The 18,044-nt window shown below is 68.2% G+C and carries 13 protein-coding genes; 7 read left to right on the top strand and 6 right to left on the bottom strand.

Annotation, left to right across the window (positions count from 1 at the left end; translation table 11 throughout):
* Window positions 1-22: 22 nt before the first annotated feature.
* Entirely contained in the window at window positions 23-2,314 is a 2,292-nt protein-coding gene (locus AC5JLE_RS12040) for an NADP-dependent malic enzyme (protein WP_014648356.1), read from the top strand.
* A gap of 547 nt (window positions 2,315-2,861) precedes the next feature.
* On the opposite strand, the gene AC5JLE_RS12035 is transcribed toward AC5JLE_RS12040, so the two are convergent.
* Entirely contained in the window at window positions 2,862-3,605 is a 744-nt protein-coding gene (locus tag AC5JLE_RS12035; protein WP_496065329.1) for a basic secretory protein-like protein, read from the bottom strand.
* On the bottom strand, window positions 3,602-6,946 hold the full coding sequence (locus tag AC5JLE_RS12030; protein WP_496065328.1) for a GH92 family glycosyl hydrolase: 3,345 nt from the start codon (window positions 6,944-6,946) through the stop codon (window positions 3,602-3,604). Before AC5JLE_RS12030 ends, AC5JLE_RS12035 begins: the two co-directional genes overlap by 4 nt.
* A gap of 420 nt (window positions 6,947-7,366) precedes the next feature.
* Between AC5JLE_RS12030 and AC5JLE_RS12025 the strand changes: the two genes are divergently transcribed.
* Genes AC5JLE_RS12025 through AC5JLE_RS12015 form a run of 3 tightly spaced genes read left to right on the top strand, consistent with a single transcriptional unit; the run spans window position 7,367 to window position 10,007 of the window.
* On the top strand, window positions 7,367-7,564 hold the full coding sequence (locus AC5JLE_RS12025) for a zinc-finger domain-containing protein (protein WP_005410967.1): 198 nt from the start codon (window positions 7,367-7,369) through the stop codon (window positions 7,562-7,564).
* Between the two features lie 15 nt (window positions 7,565-7,579).
* A complete protein-coding gene (locus AC5JLE_RS12020; protein ID WP_241884213.1) occupies window positions 7,580-8,695 on the top strand; it encodes a glycosyltransferase in 1,116 nt (371 codons plus the stop codon).
* Window positions 8,676-10,007, top strand: a complete 1,332-nt coding sequence (locus tag AC5JLE_RS12015; protein WP_241884214.1) for an O-antigen ligase family protein — start codon at window positions 8,676-8,678, stop codon at window positions 10,005-10,007. Before AC5JLE_RS12020 ends, AC5JLE_RS12015 begins: the two co-directional genes overlap by 20 nt.
* 101 nt (window positions 10,008-10,108) lie before the next feature.
* On the opposite strand, the gene AC5JLE_RS12010 is transcribed toward AC5JLE_RS12015, so the two are convergent.
* Complete coding sequence (locus AC5JLE_RS12010; protein WP_014648350.1) at window positions 10,109-11,026, bottom strand: LpxL/LpxP family Kdo(2)-lipid IV(A) lauroyl/palmitoleoyl acyltransferase; 918 nt, start codon at window positions 11,024-11,026, stop codon at window positions 10,109-10,111.
* Between the two features lie 60 nt (window positions 11,027-11,086).
* On the opposite strand from AC5JLE_RS12010, the gene waaA reads away from it, so the two are divergent.
* Window positions 11,087-12,385, top strand: coding sequence for a lipid IV(A) 3-deoxy-D-manno-octulosonic acid transferase (gene waaA / locus AC5JLE_RS12005; RefSeq protein WP_164166470.1), 1,299 nt, complete (start codon window positions 11,087-11,089; stop codon window positions 12,383-12,385).
* 223 nt (window positions 12,386-12,608) lie between these two features.
* Window positions 12,609-13,853: an amino acid transporter gene (locus tag AC5JLE_RS12000; protein ID WP_262216809.1), complete on the top strand. Its 1,245-nt coding sequence runs from the start codon at window positions 12,609-12,611 to the stop codon at window positions 13,851-13,853.
* 100 nt (window positions 13,854-13,953) lie between these two features.
* Here AC5JLE_RS12000 and AC5JLE_RS11995 read toward each other — a convergent pair whose 3' ends face one another.
* The 3 genes from AC5JLE_RS11995 to AC5JLE_RS11985 form a co-directional block, all read right to left on the bottom strand.
* Window positions 13,954-15,312 carry a TolC family outer membrane protein gene (locus AC5JLE_RS11995; RefSeq protein WP_014648347.1) on the bottom strand — a complete coding sequence of 453 codons (1,359 nt, stop codon included), beginning with the start codon at window positions 15,310-15,312 and terminating at the stop codon, window positions 13,954-13,956.
* A 16-nt stretch (window positions 15,313-15,328) separates the two neighbouring features.
* The gene (locus tag AC5JLE_RS11990) at window positions 15,329-15,976 is read right to left on the bottom strand and encodes a protein-L-isoaspartate O-methyltransferase family protein (protein ID WP_014648346.1); all 648 of its coding nucleotides are present in this window, start codon (window positions 15,974-15,976) and stop codon (window positions 15,329-15,331) included.
* A gap of 136 nt (window positions 15,977-16,112) precedes the next feature.
* Complete coding sequence (locus AC5JLE_RS11985) at window positions 16,113-16,793, bottom strand: TetR/AcrR family transcriptional regulator (protein WP_069117902.1); 681 nt, start codon at window positions 16,791-16,793, stop codon at window positions 16,113-16,115.
* A gap of 119 nt (window positions 16,794-16,912) precedes the next feature.
* Here AC5JLE_RS11985 and AC5JLE_RS11980 point away from each other — a divergent pair, with 119 nt between their 5' ends.
* Window positions 16,913-18,043, top strand: a complete 1,131-nt coding sequence (locus AC5JLE_RS11980; protein WP_032958176.1) for an efflux RND transporter periplasmic adaptor subunit — start codon at window positions 16,913-16,915, stop codon at window positions 18,041-18,043.
* Window position 18,044 lies beyond the last annotated feature (1 nt).

The raw sequence follows: 18,044 nt of genomic DNA, 5'->3' as shown, positions 1-18,044 counted from the left end.
CCCATTCATGTAACCCACATCGATGTCCAACGAAGATTTCAAACAGGCCGCCCTCGATTACCACCGGATGTCCCCGCCGGGAAAGATCAAGGTTTCCGCTACCAAGCCCATGCTGACCCAGCGCGACCTGTCGCTGGCGTATTCGCCGGGCGTGGCGTACGCCTGTGAAGCGATCAAGGCCGACCCGCAGCAGGCCAGCGAGCTGACTGCCCGCGGCAACCTGGTGGCGGTGATCTCCAACGGCACCGCGGTGCTGGGCCTGGGCAACATCGGCGCGCTGGCCGGCAAGCCGGTGATGGAAGGCAAGGGCGTGCTGTTCCAGAAGTTCGCCGGCATCGATGTGTTCGACATCGAAGTCGACGAGACCGACCCGGACAAGCTGGTCGACATCATCGCCTCGCTGGAACCGACCTTCGGCGGCATCAACCTGGAAGACATCAAGGCGCCGGAATGCTTCGTGGTCGAGCGCAAGCTGCGCGAGCGCATGAAGATCCCGGTGTTCCATGACGACCAGCACGGCACGGCGATCATCGTCGGCGCGGCGGTGCTCAACGCCATGGCGATCACCGGCAAGAAGATCGAGGACGTGAAGCTGGCCACCACGGGCATGGGCGCAGCCGGCATTTCCTGCGTGAACATGCTGGTGCAGCTGGGCCTGAAGCCGGAAAACATCCTGGCCTTCGACCGCGAGGGCGTGATCCACACCGGCCGTACCGACCTGGACCCGGAAAAGCAGCGCTATGCGCGCGACACCGACAAGCGCACCCTGGCCGAGATCGTCGACGGCGCGGACATCTTCCTGGGCCTGTCGGCGCCGGGCATCCTGACCGCCGACATGGTCAAGACCATGGCGCCGGATCCGGTGATCTTCGCACTGGCCAACCCGACCCCGGAAATCATGCCGGAACTGGCGCGCGCCGCCCGTCCGGACGCGATCATCGGCACCGGCCGTTCGGACTACCCGAACCAGGTCAACAATGTGCTGTGCTTCCCGTACCTGTTCCGTGGTGCGCTGGACGTGGGCGCCACCGCGATCAACGAGGAAATGAAGATCGCCTGCGTGCGTGCCATCGCTGCACTGGCCCGCCGCGCCGCCACCGACATGGGCTCGGCCTATGGCGGTGACACCCCTAGCTTCGGCCGTGAATACCTGATCCCGCGTCCGTTCGACCGTCGCCTGCTGGTGGAGCTGTCGGCCGCCGTGGCCCAGGCCGCGATGGACTCGGGCGTGGCCTCGCGCCCGATCGACGACATGGGCGCCTACCGCGACAAGCTGGCCCAGTTCGTCTACCGCACCAGCCTGATGATGAAGCCGGTCTACGACCGCGCGCGCAGCGACAAGCAGCGCGTGGTGTACGCCGAAGGCGAAGAGGAAGTGGTGCTGCAGGCGGTGCAGAACGTGGTCGATGACGGCCTGGCGCACCCGATCCTGATCGGCCGCCCGGAAGTGATCGAATCGCGCATCGAGCGCCTCGGCCTGCGCCTGAAGATCGGCGAGAACGTTGAAGTCACCAACATCAACGATGACCCGCGCTTCAACGAATACTGGCAGTACTACCACGGCCTGACCGGCCGTCGTGGCGTGACCGTGGCCGCGGCGAAGAACCTGATGCGTTCGCGCCCGACCCTGATCGCAGCAGTGATGGTGGCGCGTGGCGAAGCCGATGCAATGCTGACCGGCATCGTCGGCCGCTTCCACAAGAAGCTGGGCTACGTGCGCAGCGTGCTGCCGCTGGAGCCGAAGGTCACCTCGACCTCGGCGATGACCGGCGTGATCAACCAGCAGGGCGTGTTCTTCTTCGTCGATACCCACGTGCAGGAAGACCCGACCGCCGAGCAGCTGTGCGAAGCGACCCTGCAGGCGGCCTACCGCATGAAGTTGTTCGGCATCGAGCCGAAGGTCGCGCTGCTGTCGCACTCCAACTTCGGCAGCCATGACTCGAAGGACGCGCTGAAGATGCGCCAGGTGCGCGAGCTGCTGCTCAAGCGCAACCCGCGCCTGAACGTGGACGGCGAAATGCAGGGCGACACCGCATGGGATGAAGCGCTGCGCCAGAAGCTGCTGCCGGGCTCGACCCTGCAGGGCCGCGCCAACCTGTTCGTGCTGCCGAACCTGGAAGCGGCCAACATCGCCTACAACCTGGTGCGCGTGTTCACCGATGGCGTGGCGATCGGCCCGATCCTGATGGGCGTGAACAAGCCGGTGCACATCCTGACCACCAGCGCCACTTCGCGCCGGATCCTGAACATGACCGCGATCGCGGCGGTCGATGCGCAGATCCGCAAGCAGCTGGAAGCGGAAAAGAAGGCATAAGCCTTCTTTCCCATTTCCGCTGCCCACGCATTCTTCCTCTACCCCCGCCTTCGGCGCGCCCCTTCAACAAGAAGGGGCTCCTGGTCGGGAGAATGATGGCGCTGGCGCGGCTGGACGTCGGCGCAAGTGAAAACACCGGGCATTGCCCGGTGTTTTCATTTGCCGCAACGGCCGCCGAACCTGCCACATGCGCTACGCCGCCCGGTCATTTCCCTGCAACGCCGTTGCGGCCCAATACGCCCACGCGGCCCGGCCGTGGGAAAGGACCGGACCGGCCTTCCCACCCTGGGCCCGACCAACTTTCATGGGCGAGGGTGTCATGCGTAATCGAGTCACGCGGCGATATTTCCAGCAGCTGTTCGCGCTGTACGCCGGTTTCGTGCAGTCGCGCTGAGGCGTAGAAAGCAGCGAGGTAGAGTCGACCGTTGGTCGACTATCGCGCGAACCGCGGGGTTTTCGGGGGCTGTACGAAAGTCAGTCGACTAACAGTCGACTCTACCCAGTCGCCCCATTACCCAGTGGCCCCAATTCCCAGTTGACCAGCCCGTCAGCGCCGCTTGCCGCGGCGTGCAGGGGCCGGCGGCGGTGTATCCGAACGCGGCTTGGCGTACTGGGCCCACAGTGCGGGCAGTGCCTTGCCGGTGTGCTTCTGCCACAGCGCCGGTGCATAGCGGCCATCGCGCAGGGCCGTGTCCAGTGCCAGCACCAGGCCCGGGTGTTCGGCGTCGGCCCATTTCAGGAACGCACCGGTGACCCGGTAGCCGCTGTCGAAGTTCTGGCCCTTCTCGACCTTGCCCGGCAGCGACCAGCCCGCGGCGGCATTGTCCATGCCGTAGCGGTCGCGTGCGTAGTCGGCGATGCCCTCCACCAGCCAACCCGGCACCCGTGCGTCGCCATGGCCCGGATAGCCCTGCACGATGTGCATGGCCTCATGGGTGACCAGGTCGATGTCGTTGGGGTGCTGCGCCAGCCAACCCGGATTGATGGTGATCGTTGCCGCCTGGTCCTTGTCACCGACGAAGGCGATCCCGGTGTAGGCCGGATCGATCACGATGCGCACCATCGATGGCGCGGCCGGGTGGAAGTCCGCACGTTCGCGCAGGTAGGCGAAGTAGAACGTATCGATCACCCGCTTGCGCTGCGGCGCGGCCAGGGCGCCACGGGCGTCCTGGTAGTTCAGCGTCACGCCGTCGCGGGTCAGCTGCGCATCAAAGGCCTGGGTCTGGCCGAAGCTGGAGAAGGAAAGGGCAACAAGGGCCAGAGGCAACAGACGGTAGCGCATAGGGCTCATTGTACGGCGCTGGGCGCCAACAGTTCGATCTCCGCCAGCGGCAGCCGGCCTGGCGCGGCCAGGCGCAGCCGGTACTCGCTGTAACGACCGGGTCTGGCGATGCGGAACGGACGGGTCTGGCGGGCAGACTCGAAGGCTTCGCCGCTGCGCTGGTCGAGCACGGTCCAGTGGCCGTTGCCATTGCGCGCTTCCAGCGTCCATTCGCCGCCCTGGATGCGGCCGTCACCGCTGGTCAGCGTATACATCGTCGGCGTGCCATTGCTCAGGCCGGTCAGTGCGATGGTCGCGCCGCCATCCAGGCCGACGGTGGTGGCCGCATCGTCATCGACCAGCGCCGGCAGGGCGCGGCCATCGGCCAGCGTCGCCTTCGCGCCGCTGCCGAGCAGGTCGTGCAGCAGTTGCGGGCGCTGGCCACGGGCGGTCAGCGAGCGCGGCACGTCATCCACGCCGCTGCCCCAGCGCGACGGCTGCGGGCCCATCACGAAGTCCAGCGTCGCGCCCCTGGCGATCAGCTCGTGCGGGACCCAGGTCTTCGTCCAGGGCGTGCCGTTGATCTTCAGCGACTGCACGTAGACGTTCTCTCGCGAATTGTTGGCCGCGTTCACGGTCAGCACCGCGCCGCCCTGCAGTTCCACCCGCGCGTGGCGGAAGGCCGGCGAACCGATCACATACTCCGGGGCGCCCATGCGCAGCGGGTACAGGCCCAGCGAGGCCAGCACGTACCACGCCGAGGTCTCGCCGTTGTCCTCGTCGCCCGGATAGCCCTGGCCGATCTCGCTGCCGACGTACAGCCGCGACAGGATCTCGCGCACGTGCTGCTGGGTCTTCCACGGCTGCCCGGCGTACAGGTACATCCACGGGATGTGGTGCGCCGGCTGGTTGCTGTGCGCGTACATGCCCATGCGCACGTCGCGCGCCTCGGTCATCTCGTGGATGGTGCCGCCGTAGGAACCGGCCAGTGCCGGGTCTGCGGTTTCCGGCGTGGCGAAGAAGGCATCCAGTTTCGCCGCCAGCTTGTCGCGGCCACCGTACAGCGCGGCCAGGCCCTCGCCATCGTGGGCGGCGGTGAAGGCGAAGGTCCAGCCATTGGACTCGGTGTAGTCGTGGCCCCACACACGCGGGTCGTAGTCCTTCGCGTCCACGCGCCACTGGCCATCGGCAGTGCGGCCCTGGAAGAAGCCGGCGGCCGGATCGAACATCGTCGTGTAGCTGGCGGCGCGATAGCGGAAGTAGTCGGCCTCGGTGCTGTAGCGCTCGCGTGCGGCCGGCGTGGTCGCACGCTTGGCCAGCGCGTCGGCCATGTTGGCGATGCCGAAATCATTGAGTGCGCCTTCCATCGTCCACGACATGCCTTCATGCACGTCCGCGCTGGCGTAGCCACGGAAGGTCGAACGGTCCATGCCCTTGCGGCCGACATGGCGGTCGGGCGGGACCACGGTCGCGTTCTTCAGCGCGGCGGCGTAGGCCTCGGCCGGATCGAAACCGCCGATGCCCTTCAGCCACGCATCGGCGAAGGCCACGTCCGAGCTGGTACCGACCATCAGGTCCGCATAGCCCGGCGACGACCAGCGTGCGATCCAGCCGCCGGCGCGGTACTGCTCGATGAAGCCCTGCACTAGCTGGCCGGCATCGTCGGGCGTGAACAGTGCATAGGCCGGCCAGGTGGTGCGGAAGGTGTCCCAGAAGCCGTTGTTGACGAATACCTTGCCATCGCGCACGCCGGCGTAACTGCGGGTCGCGCTGCCTTCGGTGTTGTCATCGCTGGCGCTGGCCTGGTTGGCGTAGCGCCACTCCGGTGCGGCGGCGCTGCCCACGTTCTCGTGGCCGGAATTCGGGTACAGGTACAGCCGGTACAGGCTGGAGTACAGCGTGGTCTTCTGGTCGTCGCTGGCATCGCCGATGTCGAAGCGGGCCAGGCGCGCGTCCCACGCGTCCTGTGCGCGGCCGGCCACGCTCTCCAGCGTATCGGCGGCGGTGATTTCCAGTGCCAGGTTGTGCCGCGCCTGCTCCACCGAGATCAGCGAGGTGGCGATGCGCATCGTCACCCGCCGCTCGCTGCCGGCATCGAACTTGATGTAACCGGTCGGGCGCCCGGTGTCGAGGCGGCCGCTGCTGCGCCAGGGCTTGTCGAAGCTGGCCACGACATACATGCGGCTGGCGCCGTTGGACAGGCCGCTGCGCGTATCGGTGTAGCCGGACAGCGTCTGTGTGGCGGCATCCAGGGTCAGGCCACCACGCGCATCGACGTTGTCGAACAGCAGGTTGGCGTCACCGCCTTCGGGGAAGTCGAAGCGGAACAACGCGGCATGATCGGTTGGCGCGATGGCGGCAGCGATGCCGTTGTCGAAGCGCACGTCGTAGCGGTAGGGGCGCGCGCTTTCATGGCGGCGATCGAACGACAGCGCGCGCTTGCGGCGGTCGGCCTCCGGCACGCCACGGCTGGCCGAGGGCATCACCTGGAAGGTCTGGCGGTCACCCATCCACGGGCTGGGCTGGTGGCTCAGCGCAAGCGCCTGCAGCTGCGGGCGGTTCTGTGCGTCGTTCTGCTCGTTCCAGCGGTACAGCCAGTTCAGTGCGCCGGCATCGGTCACCGGGGTCCAGAAGTTGAAGCCGTGCGGCACCGCCGTGGCCGGGAAGTTGTTGCCGCGCGAGAAGGTGCCGTTGGCCTGGGTGCCGCGGGTGGTCAGCACCCAGTCGGAGACGCGCTGTGGCTGCTGCCGCGGCTGTGCGTCCAGGCGCACGTCATCAATCCAGCCAGAGACCGGCGCGCCCTCGGCACTGGCCACCTCCAGCTCGATCGCCACCACGCGGCGGCCCTTCAGCGTGGGTACGTCGCCCAGTCGCACTGCCTTGCGCGCCCACTGTTGCGGGTACAGCGTCTTCGATTCGCCCTGCGCGCGTGCGCCGATCGCCACCCCATGCTGGTCGCGCGCCGCACCGGCCGACACGCGGCTGCCATCGTCCAGCAGCAGGTCCAGCGAGACATAGGTCGAAGCGACGGTGTCCTTGCCGACGATCTCCGGCAGCACCAGCCACGACAGCGTGGTATCGGCCTCGATGGGCAGGTCGGCCTTGAACAGTTCGCGCCGCGCGCTGCCGCCTTCGCTGCTGTAGCGCAGTGCATGCAGGCCGCTGTAGCCGGCGTTGCGCTTGGCCGCGTAAGGCGCCGCAGGGCCGTTGCCGATCGTGACCTGAAGTGCACCCGCGGCCTGCGTCGGGGCAGGTTCGCCGGGCTCGAACGAGGTCTGCAGCCCCTGTGCCAGCACCGGCATCGCAGTGGTCGCACAGGCCAGGGCCAGGGCGAGTGGAAGCAGGGCGCGGCGCGGATCGGACAGGGTCATGCAAGGGTCTCCCGGAAGGGCTGGCGGCGGGCAGAACCCGCATCGGCGGACACCACGGACAGCATCGCTCCGCCCGCCAGGCTGGCAGTGGAAGAGGCGATGCCGGTCCGGTGGGGGCGGGCCATGCGATCGGGTTGGATTGGGTGGGTCGGGGTGCGACCTGGCCCGATCCTGCAACAGCCGTCGCGCGCTGGCAAGTGCCATTTAGTTCGATCCAAATGCGGGAAATATCGCTGGAGTCGATTCTGGCGAGCGAACCTGCCGGAACGACCGCGAAATCCCCGGCGCCGCCGCCGCCCGGCGTGCGGCGGGGAGATGCGAGGCATCGGCGGGAGCGCGCAAACGCCCGTTGTGGCGCAATGTCGGTGCGGCCCAGATGCTAGAATCACAGGCCTCGCAACCCGTTCACCGACATCCGCCATGAGCCATACCGCCACCGCGCCCGCCAACGCCGAGAAGCGCTACACCGTGCACCGCAGCGATCTGCCGTTGAGCTGCCCGACCCCGGAAATGGCGCTGTGGAACTCGCATCCGCGCGTGTACCTGCCGATCGAAGACGAGCCCAACGGCGAAGCGCAGTGCCCGTACTGCGGTTCCGTGTTCGTGCTGGCCGACTAAACGGCGGCCCCTTCGATGCGCCGATTGACCGTGGTGCAGTTGCTGCCGGCGCTGCACTCCGGCGGTGTCGAGCGCTCGACCCTGGAAATCGCTGCTGCCCTGGTCGCGGCCGGCCATCGTGCGCTGGTGGTGTCCGCCGGTGGCCGCCTGGTGCAGCCGCTGCTGGACAGCGGTGCCGAGCACCTCACCCTGGACATCGGCCGCAAGTCGCTGCTGACCCTGCGCCATCTGCCGACCCTGCGCCGCCTGTTTGCCGAGGTCGGTGCGGACATCGTGCACGCCCGTTCGCGGCTGCCGGCCTGGCTGGGCCTGTACGCGATCCGCGCCATGCCCGCCGCACAGCGCCCGCACTGGGTGACCACCGTGCACGGGTTGAATTCGCCCAGCCGCTACAGTGCGGTGATGACCAGTGGCGAACGCGTGATCTGCGTGTCCAATACCGTGCGCGCCTTCGTGCAACGCCACTACCCGACGGTGCCGGAAGAAAAACTGCAGGTCATTCCCCGCGGTGTCGATGTCGGCCAGTTCCCACGCGTAGCGCGTGCCGACCGTCGCCCGCGGCTGGCCCTGGCCGCCGATTATCCCTGGCTGGCGCAGGTTGATGGCCCGCTGCTGCTGTTGCCCGGGCGCGGTACCCGGCTGAAGGGCCACGCCCACGCGCTGCAGCTGCTGGCCGACGTGCGTGCCGCCGGCGTGCCTGCGCAGCTGTGGATGCTGGGTACCGAGGAACCCGGGCGCGAGGCCTACGTGGCCGATCTGCGCCGCCAGGCTGCGGCACTGGGCGTGGCCGAGGCCGTACAGATCAGTACGCCTACCGCACGCATCGCCCTGGCCTACGCCGCCAGCGATCTGGTGCTGCAGCTGTCGGACAAGCCGGAAGCCTTTGGCCGCACCGTGGTCGAGGCGCTGTCGGTCGGCCGCCCGGTGCTGGGCTGGGACCACGGTGGCGTCGGCGAACTGCTGCAGCAGCTGCAGCCCAGCGGCGCGGTGCCGCTCGGCGACGCGCGCGCGCTGGGTGAACGTGCGCTGGCCCTGCTGGTGCAGCCGCCATCCTTGCCGACCCGCATCCCGTTTACCCTGCAGGCCATGCAGCGCGATACCCTCCGCCTCTATGCCGATCTCGCCGGCTGACCCCGCTGCCATCGTGCGCGACGATCGCGCTGGGCGCTGGGCGCCCTGGTGGGTGCTGGCGTACGTGGCGATGTGGCCGTTGCCAGGCATCGCCGAAACCGTGCTCGGCCTTGGCGCGCTCTATGCTGCCGCGCGCATGGTCATGCGCCGGCTGCAGCGCCGCCCGCACCTGTTGAGCACGGCGGCGTGGGCCCTGACCTCGATCCTGTTCCTCGGCTACTGGCTGCCACAGGCGTTCTCGGCCATCGATGCGATCGATCCGGCGGCCTCGTGGACCAAGGCTGCCGCCGGACTTCGCTACCTGCCCTTCATGTGGCTGGTGGCGATCGCGGTAGCCACGCCGGAACGGCGGCGGCTGACCTTCGGTGGCCTGGCGCTGATCACCGGCGCGTGGACGCTGGACGCGTTGGTACAGGCGCTGGCCGGCACCAGCCCATGGTTCTGGTCGCTGGATCACCTGAAGCTGGCCGTAAGTGGCCACGCGCTGTGCCCGGCCGACGAAGCCGCACTGGCCGACCGCCTCAGTGGCGCGCTCGGGCCCTGCAACCTGAAATTCGGCCAGGTGCTGGCCAGCCTGTCACCCTTCCTGCTGCTGCCGATGGCGCGGCGTTTCGGCAGTGCGGGGTGGTTGCTGGCCGCCGCCGCACTGGGAGGCGTGCTGCTGCTGGCCGGTTCGCGCGCCTCGTGGATCACCTTTGTGCTGGTGCTGGGCTACAGCGGCCTGCGCCAGTTCGGCTGGAAGCGGCTGCTGCTGCTGGCCCTTGTGGCAGCGCTGGGTACGGCCGCACTGACAGCGGGCGTGCCGCAGCTGCGCGAGCGTGTTGCGCGCACGGCACAGGCATGGAACGAAGACGGGCAGGGCGTTGACGAGGCGCTTTCGGGGCGCGCGCGCATCTGGACGGCGGCGGTGTGCATGATCGAGGAACATCCGGTCAACGGTGTCGGTGCGCGCGGCTTCCGTGATGCGTATCCGGCCTGCGTGTCAGACGAGGGCCCCGCCGTGTGGGGCAATCAACCGGCATTGCACGCCCACCAGATCGTGCTGGAAATCCTGGCCGAGACCGGCGTGCTGGGCCTGCTGCTGTGGCTGGCGGCGGTGGCGCAGGCCTGGCGGGCCTGGCGCTATGCACCGCCGGCGGCGCGTGACCGCGCCCGCCCGGCGATGCTGGCGCTGGCGGTTACCGTGTTCCCGCTCAATACGCACCTGGCGTTCTATTCTGCGTTCTGGGGCGGCCTGACCGTGCTGCTGGCGGCCCTGTTCGCCGGCAGTCTGCTGGCCCGCGAATCGGACGAATCTCCGCCGATGCAGTAGTTGCCAACCTTGGTGGGCTCCCCGGGACCGGCCTCGGTTCATCCGGCGCCAACCAAGGTTGGCGACTACCGCGAGGACGCCGGCCCTTCCACCGCATCCGGCTATTTGTAGAAATCACTCCGGCCGCCGGGCTGGCGCTTGAAGCGGCGGTGGATCCACAGGTACTGGTCGGGGGCTTCGCGCACCATCTCTTCGATGGCCTGGTTGACCCGCGTGGTATCGGCTTCCACGTCCTCGCTGGGGAAATTCTCCAGCGGTGCGCCGATCTTCAGCACGTACTTGCCGCCTTCGCGGCGGTGGAAGTACGGGATCACTGCACAACCGGTCATCCTTGCCAGCTGGTGGGTGGCGGTGATGGTCGAAGCGGTGTGGCCGAAGAACGGCACGAACACGGTGTCCTTGCCACGCATGTCCTGGTCCGGCGCGTACCAGAGGAAGCCGCCCTTCTTCAGGTGGCGCACGGTCGCGCGGATGTCCTCGTTGGCGAACATCGCCTTGGCATAGCGCAGGCGGCCGAACTTCACCGCCCACTCGTACACCGGGTTCTTGTGCTTGCGGTACATGCCGGACAGGTCGACGTAGTCGCACAGCAGGCGTCCGCACATTTCCAGGGTCATGAAGTGGCCGGAGACCAGCAGCACGCCGCGGCCTTCAGCCTCCATCTGCCGCAGGTGTTCCAGGCCTTCGATCCGTACCTGCGGGCGGATGCGGTCGATGCTGCCCCACCAGGCGCGGATGCACTCGAACACGCCCACGCCCAGCGCATCGAAACTGTCGCGCACCAGGCGCTGGCGCCAGGCTTCGTCCTTCTCGGGGAAGCAGAGCTGCAGGTTGACTTCGGCGGCGCGGCGGCGGCTGCCGAGCAGGCGCCAGGTGATCCAGCCGACGCCCCGGCCCAGCGCGCGCTGCAGCATCCACGGCAGGCGAGCGATGGCGAAGGCGCCGAACATGGCGGCGAACATCGGCCAGTTGCGCGGATCGCGCAGCGATGGGCGGACGGCGGTGGAGGCATCTGACATGGGGCCATTCTACCAAGGCGGCCGCGTGTCTTTCCCCGGGGGCTCCCGTATCCTTGCCGCATGCGCAAAGACCCTGTCGAATGGATCCTGCGCGGCCTGTATTCGGTCGTGCTCTACATCCTGCTGCCGATCACCGTGTACCACCTGGTCTGGCGCGGTTTCCGGGTTCGTGAATACTTCCGGCGCTGGGATGAACGCTATGCCTCCTATCCGCAGCCGACCGGGCAGCCGCGGGTCTGGCTGCACGCGGTCTCGGTGGGCGAGGTCAATGCCGCCGCGCCGCTGGTCAATGCCCTGCGCCAGCAGCGCCCGGACATCCGCTGGGTGATCACCACCATCACCCCGACCGGCTCCGAGCGCGTACGCGCGCTGTGGGGCGACGCCCTGGACCATGTCTACCTGCCGTACGACGTGCCGGGCAGCGTCAACCGTTTCCTCGGCCATTTCCAGCCCAGCCTGGCGCTGATCCTGGAAACCGAGCTGTGGCCGAACATGCTGTTCGGCTGCCGTGACCGCGGCATTCCGGTGTACATCCTCAACGCCCGGTTGTCGGCGCGTTCGCTGCGCGGCTACCGGTTGCTGGCGGCACTGATCCGCCGCGCGCTGCGCACCGTCACCTGCGTGGCCGCGCAGTCGCAGGACGATGCCGAGCGCTTCGTGCAGCTGGGGGCGGATCCCGGCCAGGTGCAGGCGCTGGGCAACCTGAAATTCGACATCGCCACGCCGGATGTGCAGGGTTTCGTCGAACAGTTCCACGCGCGGGTACCGGCCGCTCGTCCGGTATGGATCTCCGCCAGTACCCATGATGGCGAGGAGCAGGCGGTGATCGACCTGCACCGGCGCCTGCGCCAGCGGCATCCGGAGCTGCTGCTGCTGTGGGCACCGCGACATCCCGAGCGTTTCCCGAAGGTGGAAGCGCTGGCGCGCGAACAGGGCTGGAGCGTGGCGACCCGCCGCGTGGACCAGTGGCCACACGCGGCCACAGACGTGTTCGTCATCGACACCCTTGGCGAGCTGATGCCGTTCTATGCCTGCGCCCAGGTCGCCTTCGTCGGCGGCAGCCTGCAGGCCATCGGTGGTCACAACCTGCTGGAGCCGGCCGCGATGGGAACGGCGGCGGTGACCGGCCCGCACCTGCACAACTTCGCGGAAATTTCCCGGCGCATGCGCGAGGCCGGGGCGCTGCTGATCGGCGAGGACGCGCAGGCGGTGGGCGATCTGCTGCAGCACCTGCTCGACGATGCCCAGGCCCGCGAAGACATGGCGCGGGCGGGATGCACGCTGGTCAGCAATGGCCGCGGCGCGCTGCAGCGCACGCTTGCCCTGGTGGCGCCGCACCTGCCACCACCGCGCGAGTGATCGCGGCAGCGCGGAGTCAGCGGCGCTGACGAGCATTGTCGTGATCAACTTCATCAATTCTGCTTAGCGACGATTTTTCTGTCGTTGCTGGACCGACCCTGCCGCTGGCAGCGTGCCTGCCATCACATCGTTGCGCACATTCCACCGATTCTGATTCCGCAGGACGACGCAGGCTGCCAGCCTGCTGTCGACCGCGCTTGGGCGGATATCAAGGGAACTTGCGATGGACGGCGACAGGGGCGGGGACGGCACGGGTGGGGCCGGACTGGGGACGGACCATCTGGCGGTGGTGGCGTTGACACTGTTGGTGGGCGGCAGCGTGATCGCACTGGTGGGCCAGCACACGGCGGCACAGGCAGGCCCCGCCATCGTGCTCAGCCTGTTGCTGGCTGCACTGGGGGCCAGCCTGGTGCTGTGCTGCCTGCAGGATCTGGTGCTGCGGTTGCCGGCGGGCGAGGGCCTGCACGGGCTGCTGGCTGCCAGCTGGGGGCCGCGGGTGGCGGGCGTGTTGGGCATGGCCCTGCTGCTGGAGCTGGTGGCGACCACGGCGGGCGTGGCGCAGTCCATGGCCCTCCATCTGCACGCGGTGCTGGCCGCCGAAGGCCTCCAGCCCTGCGACTGGCTGCCGGAACAGGTCACGGCGGCGGTGGGCCTGCTGATGCTGGGCGCACTGGCATTGCTGCCGCCACGGCGTGTGGTGCTGGTGGCCTGCGCCCTGTTGACGGTGAAGATCGGTGCGGGGGTGTTGCTGCTGGCGCTGGCGGCACGTCATGTGCATTACGCGCACTGGATCCCCTGGCTGCCACCGGCGACCGCGCCGTATCGCTTCGGGCTGGGCGGGGTGCTGGCGGCTGCGGTGCCGCTGCTGGGGGTATTTGCCAGCGTCGGCTTGGCACTGGGCTTTCCTGCGTTGCGCCGCCAGGGCGCGATGTGGCAACCGGCAGTGCTGGCGCTGGTCTCGTTGCTGGCGATGCTGCTGCTGATCGTGCTGGCAGCACTGCAGGCAGGGCTGGTCGAGTTTTCCGCGCTTGCCAGTACCCGGCCACTGTCGGTGGCGCTGCAGATGCATCCGCAATTGGAGTGGATGCTGCCGTTGTTGCCGCTGGCGGGGGCTACGGGCCTGGCCGCCCTGCAGCTGGTGCTGCTGATGCTGGCCTTGCGGCTGGCAACATCGCTGTGGCCAGGGGCGGGTGATGCAGTGGGACGCTCCCGCGGTGTGATCGTGGCGGCGGTCGGACTGCCGGCGGTGATGCTGGTGCTGTGGCTGCCGTTGGGCACCCTGCCGGCGCTGCCGGGTCCGGCAACCCTGCTGGTGATGGCGGCGCTGTGCCTGGCGGTGCTGCGGCGGCGGAATGACATGAGGCAGGGCGCAACCGGTCGCGAACTGGTGCTGCCGATGCTGGCGCCCTTGGCGGCCGCGCTGTGCGTCCTTGCGGCGTTGGAACGCCTGCGGGCATGGCCGGGCTGAGGGTTCGCGGGGCCACGCAACGGGTAGCTGCGGGCGGATGCACCGCCTGCAAAAAAGCCACCCTTGCGGGTGGCTTCTTTGTTGCCGGCAGGGCGACGGATCAGTGCGTGGTCGTTGCCGGATTGCCCGCGTCCTGGGTCAGCAGGCGGTTGACGTCCTGCAGCTCGGCCACGTCCAGCGCACCCAGCGACTGGCTCAGCAGCAGGCGGTTCTGCAGGAAGGTGTAGCGGGCCTGGGCGTAGTCCAGCTGCGCCGAGAACAGGATGCGCTGGTTCTGGATCACGTCCAGCACGGTACGGGTACCGACTTCCAGGCCGACCTGCGAGGCGTCGTACGCGCTCTGTGCCGAGACCACGGCCAGGCGACGGGCCTCCACTTCGCTGATGCCCTGTACCAGGGTCTGGTAGGCATTGCGGGTGTTGCGGTCCAGGGCGCGCTTCTGCTGCTCGTAGCCGTCCTGGGCGATGTCACGCTGGGCCAGCGCCTGGCGCACGCCGGACTGGGTGGCACCACCGGAGAAGATCGGCACGCTCAGGGTCAGGCCGATGCTGTTGGTGCGGGCGTCCGGCGACAGCGAACCGGAACCAGTGCTGTCACCCCAGGTCGCGCTCTTGCCCCAGCTGCCGCCCAGCGACAGGGTCGGGTAATGGCCGCCACGGGCGGCCTGCACGCCAGCCTCGGCGGCGCTGACCTTCAGTTCCTGCGCCTTCAGCGCCGGATTCTGGGTGGTGGCCTGCTGCACCAGCTCATCGATGTTGCCACGGTTGGCCGGCACTTCCGGGCGGAAGTCGGCCGGCAGCCCACGCAGGTTGGTCACCGGCTGGCCGGTCAGTTCGGTCAGGGCCTGGTAGTTATCGGCCAGGGTGTTCTGCGCAACGATGGTGTTGGCACGCGCCTGGTCGTACTGGGCGCGTGCTTCGTGCACGTCGGTGATCGGCGCCAGGCCCACTTCCAGGCGCTTGTCGGCGAAGTCGAACTGCTTCTTCGCGGCCGCTTCATTGGTCTGTGCGGCATTCAGCGATTCGATCGCCACCAGCACGTTGAAGTAGGCCGCCGAGGTGCGCACGATCAGGCTGTCGTTGGCCGAATCGAGGGTGAAGTCCGCCGCCTTGCTCAGCTCGCGCTGCGAACGCAGGTTGTTGATCTGGGTCCAGTTGAACAGCGTCTGGCTGCCGTCGATCGTGTAGGTGCGGCGCTTGTTGGTGAACGAGCCGGAGTTGGCGTCGGCGTTCGGCTCACTGCGCGTGCGGTTCAGCTGGGCCTGGCCGTTGATCTGCGGCAGCAGGGCGGCGCGCGCCTGCACGGCGCCTTCCTTGTCATACAGCCGGGTCGATTCGGCGGCGGACAGCTGCGGATCGCCATTGCGCGCCATTTCGTAGACCTGCAGCAGGTCGGCGGCATGGGCGGACAACGGCAGCAGGGCAGTGGCCAGCGCAACAGCGAGGGATCGGCGGATCATTGCGGCTTCCTTGGACTCAGAGGTGGAACTGGGGGGCCGGGGCGGCACCACGCAGGTAATCGATATCGGTCTCGAACAGGGACTCGCTGCTGCCGTCGGCCTTGACCAGCAGGGCCTCCATCGCCGGCGAGCGGCCGTGGATCACGAACAGGCGACCACCCGGACGCAGCCACGAAGCGAACTGTGACGGCACCACGTCGACCGCACCAGTGACACAGATCACGTCAAAGCGGCGTTCGGTCTGCCAGGAAAGGGCGTCGGCCACTTCCACGCGGACGTTGGTGCCCAGGCCGGACGCGTCCAGACGGGCGCGCGCGGCGGCGGCCAGCTCCGGGTCGATTTCCAGGCTCAGCACGTCGCGCGCCAGCGCGCCGATGCAGGCCGAGAGGAAGCCGCTGCCGGTGCCGATTTCCAGCACTTCGTCACCCGGCTGCAGGTCCAGCGCCTGCAGGGTACGACCCTCGATGACCGGCTTCATCATCTTCTGGCCATGGCCGATCGGCAGTTCGACATCGGCGTAGGCCAGTGCCCGGTGTGCATCGGCGACAAAAGCCTCGCGCGGCAGGCGGGCCAGGACGTCGAGCACCTTGATGTCCAGCACGTCCCAGGGACGGATCTGCTGTTCCACCATCAGTTCGCGGGCGTGGGCGTAATCAATCGTCATGAGGTTCAAATCCAGCGCAGTGGGCCGGCCATTTTACCGGTGCCGGAGGCCGGCGGCGCGCCCAGAGCATCAGCTGCCGGGTGGCCGGGGTCGCAGTGCCGGAAGTCATCGCGACCTCCGGTTCGTTCAGTTTTGGTTATTCAGCCGTCCCGACCCCTCGCGGCGCATAGGCGCGCAGGAAGAAGTCGATGCTGGCAGTCACGTGGGCAAGAGGGTCGCATTCCACCGGTGACAGTGGCATGCCGCACATCATATGCATGTGCACTTCGCCCTTGACCAGGGTCAGGAACTGCTCGCCAGCCAGCGAATAGTCGGTGATTTCCAGCTCGCCGCGCTCGGCGCGTGCCCGCAGGAAGTCAGCCAGGGCCTCGCAGGTACGTTCCGGTCCTGCCTTCCAGAACAGCTCGCGCAGGCGTTCGTCGGTCTCCGGCGCCATCATCATGCGCTGGATCGAGATCGCCGCATCGGACGTGATCAGTTCGAAGAAGGCCAGACCGATCCCGATCAGCTGGTCGCGCAGCGGGCCGTCCGCGTCGGCCACGAACAGGGCATCGGGCAGCATTTCAATGCACTTCGACTGCACGGCCTCGGAGAACAGGGTCTCCTTGTCGCCGAAGTGGCTGTACACAGTCAGTTTCGAGACGCCGGCCTGAGCGGCGATGGTGTCCATGCTCACGCCGGTATAGCCCTGTTCGATGAACAGTGTCTTGGCTGCTTCAAGGATCGCCGCGCGCTTGCCGAGGTCCTTGGGGCGCCCGGGTCCGGCGGCCTTGGCAGCGGGCTTGGCCGACGGCTTGCGGGAAGTGTGAGAACTCATCACGACAATACTAGACCAAGCGGTTCGATATTTATACTATACCGGCCGGTTTATTAAATTGGGCCGGCAGTCGCGGCTCCCCCCTTAGTTGCAACCCTGCGTTTTCAGGACGTTGACCGATGAAGATCGTGCGCTGGATGGGCGGTATGGTGTGGATGGCTGCGCTGGCAGCCTGTTCGGGACAGGAACAGGCGCCCCAGGCGGCCGTTCCGGTGCTGGTGGTTCACCCTGGCGAGCAGGCCGGGCAGGCGCCGGCGGCGTTCCCGGGCACGGTGCGTGCGCGGCAGGAAAGTCCACTGTCGTTCCGCGTTGGCGGCAATCTGGTCAAGCGCCACGTCGATGCCGGGCAACGGGTGAAGAAGGGCGACGTGCTGGCCGAGCTGGACGTGGCCGACTTCGCGCTGCAGGCCCGCGCCTCGCAGGCGCAGCTTGCTGCGGCCGAAGCCGATCTGGTGCGTGCCCGTGATGACCTCAAGCGCTACCAGGTGCTGGCCGACCAGCAACTGGTCAGCCGCTCGCAGCTGGACCAGCAGTCCGCCGCCTTCAAGGCCGCGCAGGGCCAGGCCAACGCCGCCCGCGCCAACCTCGATGTGCTGCGCAACCAGGCCGACTACGCACAGCTGCGCGCGCCGTCCGATGGCGTGATCGCCAGCCGCGAGGCCGAAGCCGGGCAGGTGGTGTCGGCCGGCCAGACCATCTTCAACCTGGCCGCCGATGGCGGGCGCGAAGTGCTGATCGACCTGCCCGAGGCCACCATCCGCGACTATGCGGTGGGCCAGCCGGTCGAGGTGGAGCTGTGGAACCGTCCTGGCCAGCGCCTGCCAGGCACGATCCGCGAGATCGCCGCTGCCGCCGATCCACAGGCACGCACCTATGCAACCCGGGTCAGCCTGCCCGCCGATGCGCTGGCCGATGTCGAACTGGGCCAGAGCGCGCGCGTCTACAGCAGCGCCGGCCGCCACGGCACCCTGCAGCTGCCGCTCGGTGCGCTGCAGCGCGGTGCCAACGGTGCCGCCAGCGTGTGGGTGGTCGATCCGGCCAACAGCACGCTGAAGGCCGCGTCGGTCACCACCGGTGCCTATGGCAGCGAATCGGTGCCGGTGCTGTCCGGCGTGAATGCGGGTGACTGGGTGGTCGCTGCCGGCGGACACCTGTTGCGTGCCGGCCAGCCGGTGATCGCCGTGGACCGCCAGAACCGCCCGGTGCTGAAGCCGGCCACGCCGGCCGCTGCCGCCAAGGCCAAGGAGTAAG

This window comes from Stenotrophomonas sp. (assembly GCF_059505245.1).
The sequence above is the reverse complement of the archived record's forward strand: the minus strand, read 5'-3'. Positions and strand labels throughout refer to the sequence as shown.